We start from the raw sequence: 7,333 nt of genomic DNA, 5'->3' as shown, positions 1-7,333 counted from the left end.
ATTCCACGCCGATACTAAAAGCCGTATTTTCGTCTAAAGTGGTGGGGTAAATGCCTCTAATATCGTATTCTCTAAAAATGCTAATGTCCATGTCATGACTCCTTGTTTTTGAATAAATTTAAACCCTGTTCGCATAAATTTTGCCATGCGTTTGTTTGATCTTTTTGTTTTAACTGAACGCATTTTTCTAAACTGGCTCTAGATTTTGTTTTTTGATTGGTTAGATCCAGTAAGCTGGATTGCAAGTATAGGGCTTTTTGGTGATCTTCTAAAGAAAGCCTGCGATCTAAAAGTTTGTCTAGCGTCTCTAACGCTTTTGAATAGTCTTTGGTGGTTCTGTAAGCGTCAATGAGAGCAAATTCGCTAAAGGGCGTGTAAGAATAGTCCTTGTAAGCGTCTTGGAGTTTGAGTAAGCTTGTGGCATAAATTTTGACGCTTTTAGGGTCTTTTTCATTTTCTAGCAATTTAAAATAAACCAGCGCCATGCGTTTATCGTCTTTGAAATGCTTTTCTAAAAACGCATACAGATTGAGCGCCAATTCTTTTTCATTGTTTTGCATGTAATCTGAAAATAAAACAAAAGCAATATCATAAAATTCTTTTTTGTTCAAGCTTTGAGCGAGGATTAAAGCGTCTTTAGAAGCCAGAGTGGAATTTTTAAAATCCCCTAAGCGGTAGTAATTACGCCCCAAACGATAAAGCCATATTAATTTTTCGCTAGGGGTTTTAGCCGCTTTTAAAGCGTTTAGGGCAATGATTTGCGCTTTTTCTTTGAGCGATGCGAAATACAAACAATCAAAGGCTTGGATTTCTTCTTTGGGGGTAAATTCAAAGGCTGTGATCTGGGATAAATATTTTAAGGCTTCCTCGCAACGATGATTTTCTAATGGGGTTTTAGCAAGGATATTGAGCGTTTTTTGGATCAAAGGAGAATCTTTAGGCAAATTTTTTTGCATGCCTAAAACTTCAGCATAACGCTTATTTTCAAACAAGAGTTGGGCTTTCAATTCTAAAGCCTTTAGGGCTTCATTAGAATTAGGGAAATTTTGAATGATTTTGTCATAGTGGGCGATTTTTTCTTGCGTGTTCCCCTCCATGGAAAAAAGGGCTTTTTCATCGCGCGCCCTAACGACAGAAGCTTTATCCAATTCCGCATGATCTTGCAAATATTGCAGGTTGTAAAGGTGGGCGTTCTTAAAGTCCTTGATCCTTGCATACAACGCCCCTAAATCATAGAGCGCTTGCTCTTTAGCTTTCAAGTCATCGTCTTGATTAAGGAGCAAGTGAGCGATCTCAATCGCGCTTGCATTCATCTGGTTTTTTTTCAATAACTTGAGCAAGTCTAGGGCTGATTCGCTATGCGTAGAAATATAATCAGGGTTGGATTGGACCACCTTATCAATGAGGTATTTAGCGTTATTAAAGTTTTGATAGTTTATCTCTGCTTCAGCCCAATTAAGTGCGATTTCACTCGCGCTCTCTTTGTCTTTGGCGTTAGAAAAAGCTTCTTTAAAAAGCATGTTAGCGTTGCTCAAATCAGAGCCTTCAGCCGCTTCAATGGCTAAACGCATTTGGGCTAAGGGCGCGTAGCGGGAATTTTTGTATTCTAAAAGAATGCGTTTGTAATAGCGCATGGCCTGTTTGTAATTGTTGTTTTCATCTAAAGCTTTGGCGACATAGTATAGCGCTTCAGGGATATTGGGATCGGTCGGGTAATTTTTAATCCACTTGGTGCCAATATCTATGAGTAAGGATTTTTTAATGCCTAATTGGCCTAATGCGATAATTTCTAATAAATACAGATCTTTTTTAAACATCGTTTGAGGGTAGTTTTTAAACGCGCGGCTGATCGTGCGTAAAGCGTCAAAATAGGCTTGCGAATCCATTTGTTTTTTAGCCTCTAAATAAGCGTTTAAATCATAGCCCTTTGTGGTGAGTAGGGGTTTGTTATTCACATCCAGTTCTTGAATGATAGGGGTTTGAGCGTCTTTAATGACAATGGGGAAATTCAAGCCTTTTTGAGCGTTGTCTTTTTCGCTCAAAAAAGGGATATTTTGATCATAGCCTATGATTTGCCACATTCTGGCTTTAGGATCGTTTTCCACAAAAAGGGGGATCGCTTTTTTATAATCCCTATCAAAAGAAAAAAGGGTGAGTCTTCGCATCACTTTGGGTTTGATGTGTAAAATGAATTGTTGTTGGCGCATAGAATAGGTGATATTGAAAAAAGCGTTTTCTAAAGGGGTAAAACCCTCCTTAGGGATGGAGTCTATCACGCATTCTATGGGGCGTTTAGCGTGTATAATGGATAAAGACGCTTCAATCCCGCTTGGCGGTTTTTCATTGGTATAAAAACAAGAAAACGCCTTATTGTGTCGTAAGGTTAAAACCGAAAAATCTTCCCCCCCTTCTTTGCCTTGCGTGAGCGTGAGACTTAAGGCGTTGAGCGAATGGGAGAGCAAGCCCATTAAAAGAAAGATTTTTGACTTAAGCCACAAACTCTAAAAGCCCTCGCATCATAAACACAGAGAACAAGCATGTTAACGCCATAGCAATAATGACCGCATAAATGGGCATGGTAGCGTTTTGGGTGTAAATATCGCTTTGAGCGTAACCTTGGGTTTGTAAGGGCTTATTGAAAAACATTGCTACGAGCCAACGGAAATAATAAAACGCAGCCACCGCGCTATTAACTAACATCACCACCGCTAAAAGAATGTGATTGCTCTCTAAAGCGCTTTCAACGGCTAAAAATTTCCCCCAGAACACGCTAAAAGGCGGGATCCCTGCAAGCCCAAAAACAAAAATAGCGCCCAAGATCGCCACTAAAGGGTGGGTTTTGATAAGGCCGTTGAATTTGGAATAAGGGTGATCGTAGCGTTCATCCCATGTTTTTTCCCGACTTTTTAAGAGCCATAAAAGGCCAAAAGCCCCAATGTAAGTGAAGGCGAACATGAACCAATAAACAAACATCGCCTGTTGGCTATCTTCAGTGTGGATAAACACGCATGCTAAAGCGAACCCAGAATGCGAAATGGAGCTGTAAGCGAGCATTCTTTTGACATCTTCTTGCCATAAAGCAATGAAATTAGGGATGGTGATAGTCATAAGGATCAAAACATAAAAAATGTCTTCTACCCAAGCGATGCGAGTGTCTATAAACGCCCCAAAAAGGCGAGTCGCTACCACAAAGCCAGCGATTTTAGGCACAATGGAAATATAGCTCGCAAAGACCGGGTTATTGCCCTCATACACATCAGGCATCCAGGTATGGAAAGGCACTAAAGAAACCTTAAAGCCAATCGCTCCAATCAAAAAAATAGTGCCCATCGCAAAGAGCATGGGGTTTGTAACGCCTTCAGTGTGTAGGTATAGGGTAATGACTTCAAGATTCAAGCTCCCTGTGAGGAGATAGAAAGCCATAGCCCCCATAGCAAAAAACGCGCTCGCCATCGCCCCCATAGTGAAATATTTGATCCCCGCTTCTAAGCCGTAGCGTTTATCGCTCAACGCCATTAACACACAAAGGGGTAAGGACGCTGTCTCTAACCCAATAAGGATTAACAATAAATGGTTGCTTGAAACCATAAACTGAAAGCCAGCGGCAATAAACAAGTATAGGGAATAAAATTCAGCGGTCTGAAATTCGTTGAAGCGCTCTTTTGAAAGGGCTAAGAAAATGAGCAAAAAGGCTGAAATCAAGACAATGCTTTGAGAGATGAGCGAGAGAGCGTCCAAGCTCAAAAACCCAAAAAAGGCGTTTTCTTGCTCCTCTAATCCTAAAACCACCAAAAAATCCAAAACCAAAAAGAGCATGCATAAAAACACATTCAAATTGCGTGAAAACCTGGAAGTGAAAGCGTTGATTAAGAGCGTGAAAATCCCCCCACACACCAACACCAGCATGGGTAAAATACTCTCAAAATTAAAGCTGTCAAAAGAGATGTGGAGACTATCTATTAACATAAGAGACCTCTTTTATCTTAGTATCCAATGAACCTAAAAAAGGGAGCGAGCGGATTTCTATCACCTCTAAAAGCTGCTTAGAACCTTGCTCAATCGGTTTTAAAAGCATTTTAGGATAAACCCCTAAAATTAAAATCAAAGCTAAAATCACGCTTAAAACCCCTACCTCACGAGCGTTCAAATCTTCAAACACGCTTATTTGATTGTTCCCGGCTTTCAAATTGCCAAAGAAGACATCTTTGTATGAAGTGAGCATGTAAATCGCTGAGAGAATGATGCTTGTTCCGGCAATGATGGCTAAAAGAGGGTAAGTGGCAAAAAACCCTAATAAGCTTAAAAACTCTCCCACAAAGCCAATGCTTAAAGGCATGCCCACATTCGCCATTAAAACGATCATAAAAAAGGCTGCAAAAACAGGAGCGCTTTTAGCGATGGATCCAAAGCGAGCGATTTCTAAACTGCTGGCACGCTCTTCCAAGATACCAGCGAGCAAAAACAATCCCATGACGATAATACCATGTGCAAACATCATAAACACCGCCCCTGAAACCCCCTCAACATTGAAAGAAAAAACCCCAAGCACCACGACTCCCATGTGCGAGAACGAGCTATAAGCGATGAGGGTTTTTAAATCTTTTTGAGCGTAGGCTAGAAAACCTCCATAAATGATCATGCATAGCGCCACAATGGCTATGGGGGTTAAATAAATTTCTGAAAGCTCAGGAAAAAGCGGGAGTAAGAAGCGTAATAAAGCGTAAGTCCCCATTTTAGAAAGCAAGGCCGAAAGCATGACAGAGCCTAAAGTAGGGGCGTTAGAATACGCATAAGGCAGCCATGTGTGTAAGGGAAAGAGCGGGATTTTAACCGCAATCCCTATTAAGAAAGCCACAAAGAGCCAGGTTTTAACCCCGCTAGAAAAGTTCAATTGATACCAGTCTAAAATGTCAAAACTCATCATGCCGTAATTATTCGCATAGTCATACCCAATATATAAAATGCCTAAGAGCATGCATAACGACGCTAAAAAGGTGTAGAGGAAAAACTTCATGCCAGAATAGATTTTATGGTTACGGCCAAAACGACCGATGAGGTATAAGACCGGCAAGAGCGAGATTTCCCAAAAAGCGTAGAAAAAGATCATATTGAGAGAAGAAAACACGCCCATTAAAATCCCCTCTAGCAATAAAAGACAAATCGCAAAGTCTTTACGACGCTCTTTGACATAAATCACGCACAATAACACCACGATAGCGTTTAAGAGTAACAAAAAGAGCGCGATGCCATCAACGCCCACATGGTAATTCACGCCAATTTGATAGACTAATTCCTTCATTTCTTCAAACTGCATGCCTGCTTTTTGAATATCAAACCCATGCCACAACAACAAGATCAATAACAATTCAATCAAAGCGATGACAATCGCATACGCCCTACTCGCTTGATCGCTCATAAAGAACGCTAATAGCGCGCTCAGCATGGGGAAAAAGATCACCACGCTTAAAAGATGCGCATGTAAAAACTGCATTTCTTATCTCCCAAAAAAAGCTACAAACGCTAATAAGATTAAAACCCCAACCACCATGAAGCGCAGCATGGAAGTTAAATTCCCGTCTTGACTGATCCTAAACACACGCCCTATAACAAAAACGCTTCTTCCTATAGTATCCACTACCGCATCAATGATCTTTAATTCCACGACCTGGTGCAAGAATGAAGCGATAGCGCTAAAAACTTTTGCAATCCCTTGATAAAGTTGTGGGATATAGTATTGGTTGAGCAAGAGCTTGTATAAAAAGCCCCCCTCTTTTTTGGAAGTGATACCATTTTTATATTTAAATATGGCATAGGCGATACTCAATAACACCACTATGGTGGTGATACTGATTAAAAGAGCGAGCGGGACTAGATACTCTCCAACGCTAGGGATCACTTGAGAGATGAAATGAAAAAACGGCTCTTCAAAAAACCCAGCAATGACCGCTAAAACCCCTAAGGGTAGCATGCTTAAAAGCATGAAATTTTTGGCCTCATGGGGGTGGTTGATTTCGTGCTGTTTGGGTGCAAAAAACACCAGCATGATGAGCCTGAAGTTATAAAAAGCGGTAAAGATCGCCCCAATTAGAAGAACAAACCATAAAATGTGGTGGTGCATCCCAAAAGCCACTTCTAAAATCTTGTCTTTGGAAAAGTATCCTGCGAAAGGGTAGATCCCGCACAAAGCCACTGAACCTATAATCATAAAGATCGCTGTGATTTTCATAGGCTTGTATAAAGCGCCCATTTTAGTAATATCTAGATTGTCTTCCATCGCATGCATGACATTGCCTGAGCCTAAGAAAAGGAGGGATTTGAAAAACGCATGCGTGAAGAGGTGGAAAAGCGCGATCGCATAAGCCCCAAGACCGGCCGCTACAAACATATAGCCTAATTGAGAAAGCGTGGAATAAGCCACAATGCGTTTTAAATCTTTATTGACTAAAGCCATGCTCGCTCCAAAAAGAGCCACAAACGCCCCTAAACATGCGATGAAATAACCCACTTCAAACACCGCGCTATACAAGGGATTGGCTCTAATGACTAGATACACCCCAGCGGTTACCATCGTCGCTGCATGGATGAGAGCGGACACCGGCGTAGGCCCCTCCATAGCGTTGGCTAACCATGTGTGCATAGGGAATTGAGCACTCTTCCCCATAGCGCCAATGAAAAGAAACACGCTGATGAAAAAGAGCATGGAATAATCGGTGTTATTGAGCATGCTAAAGACTTCTTTATACTGGAGGGTGCCAAAATTCCAAAAGATCAAAATAATCCCCATAAGCATGCCTAAATCCGTGATTCGATTCATCACAAAGGCTTCAATAGAAGCGTCATTTGCGCTTTTTTTATGATACCAAAAGCCAATGAGCAAGTAAGAGCATAGCCCCACCCCTTCCCAACCAATGAAAAGCCCTAAGAAATTATCGCTCAACACCAACACCAACATGGAAAACACAAAGCCGCTAAGGTAGGAAAAATAGCGGTTAAACCCTGTATCATGCTCCATATAGCCTATAGAATACACATGCACTAAGAAAGAAACTAAAGTGACCACGACAATCATGACTGCATTGATATTGTCCAGCATGAGAGAAAAGCCCACTTTAAAATTCCCTACCACGATCCAGTCAAACAAATATTTTTCATAGCTTTGATGATGCCATGCTTGAATGAAAAGAACTACTGCGCCAATTAAAGAAACCAGCACGCACAAAGAATTGAAAACGCCCACATGCAACGCTTTAGCTTTAGCCCCAAACAGCCCCGCATAAATTGCACCGATTAAAGGCAAAAACAACACCACTGACAGCAAAGAAGAATATTGCAT

At 41.1% G+C, this 7,333-nt stretch carries 4 protein-coding genes; all 4 read right to left on the bottom strand.

Annotated features, from left to right (window positions below; translation table 11 throughout):
• Positions 1–92 precede the first annotated feature (92 nt).
• Genes EAL49_RS07620 through nuoL form a run of 4 tightly spaced genes read right to left on the bottom strand, consistent with a single transcriptional unit; the run spans position 93 to position 7,333 of the window.
• Positions 93–2,498, bottom strand: a complete 2,406-nt coding sequence (locus tag EAL49_RS07620; RefSeq protein ID WP_120829680.1) for a DUF7494 domain-containing protein — start codon at positions 2,496–2,498, stop codon at positions 93–95.
• Positions 2,488–3,966 (bottom strand): NADH-quinone oxidoreductase subunit NuoN, encoded by a 1,479-nt coding sequence (nuoN, locus tag EAL49_RS07615; RefSeq protein ID WP_120829679.1) that lies wholly within the window; start codon positions 3,964–3,966, stop codon positions 2,488–2,490. The genes EAL49_RS07620 and nuoN overlap by 11 nt, the downstream gene beginning before the upstream one ends.
• Positions 3,953–5,491, bottom strand: a complete 1,539-nt coding sequence (locus EAL49_RS07610; RefSeq protein ID WP_120829678.1) for an NADH-quinone oxidoreductase subunit M — start codon at positions 5,489–5,491, stop codon at positions 3,953–3,955. Before EAL49_RS07610 ends, nuoN begins: the two co-directional genes overlap by 14 nt.
• Before the next feature lie 3 nt (positions 5,492–5,494).
• On the bottom strand, positions 5,495–7,333 hold the full coding sequence (gene nuoL / locus EAL49_RS07605; RefSeq protein WP_120829677.1) for an NADH-quinone oxidoreductase subunit L: 1,839 nt from the start codon (positions 7,331–7,333) through the stop codon (positions 5,495–5,497).

The organism is Helicobacter pylori (assembly GCF_003637665.1).
In the GTDB taxonomy this organism is placed as follows: Bacteria; Campylobacterota; Campylobacteria; order Campylobacterales; family Helicobacteraceae; genus Helicobacter; species Helicobacter pylori_CK.
This window is presented reverse-complemented; position numbering and strand designations above follow the sequence as displayed.

Bases quoted from the DNA above. Each gene is read 5' to 3' on its own strand.
- nuoN (WP_120829679.1), bottom strand. From the start codon at position 3,966: ATGTTAATAGATAGTCTCCACATCTCTTTTGACAGCTTTAATTTTGAG.
- EAL49_RS07610 (WP_120829678.1), bottom strand. From the start codon at position 5,491: ATGCAGTTTTTACATGCGCATCTTTTAAGCGTGGTGATCTTTTTCCCC.
- nuoL (WP_120829677.1), bottom strand. From the start codon at position 7,333: ATGCAATATTCTTCTTTGCTGTCAGTGGTGTTGTTTTTGCCTTTAATC.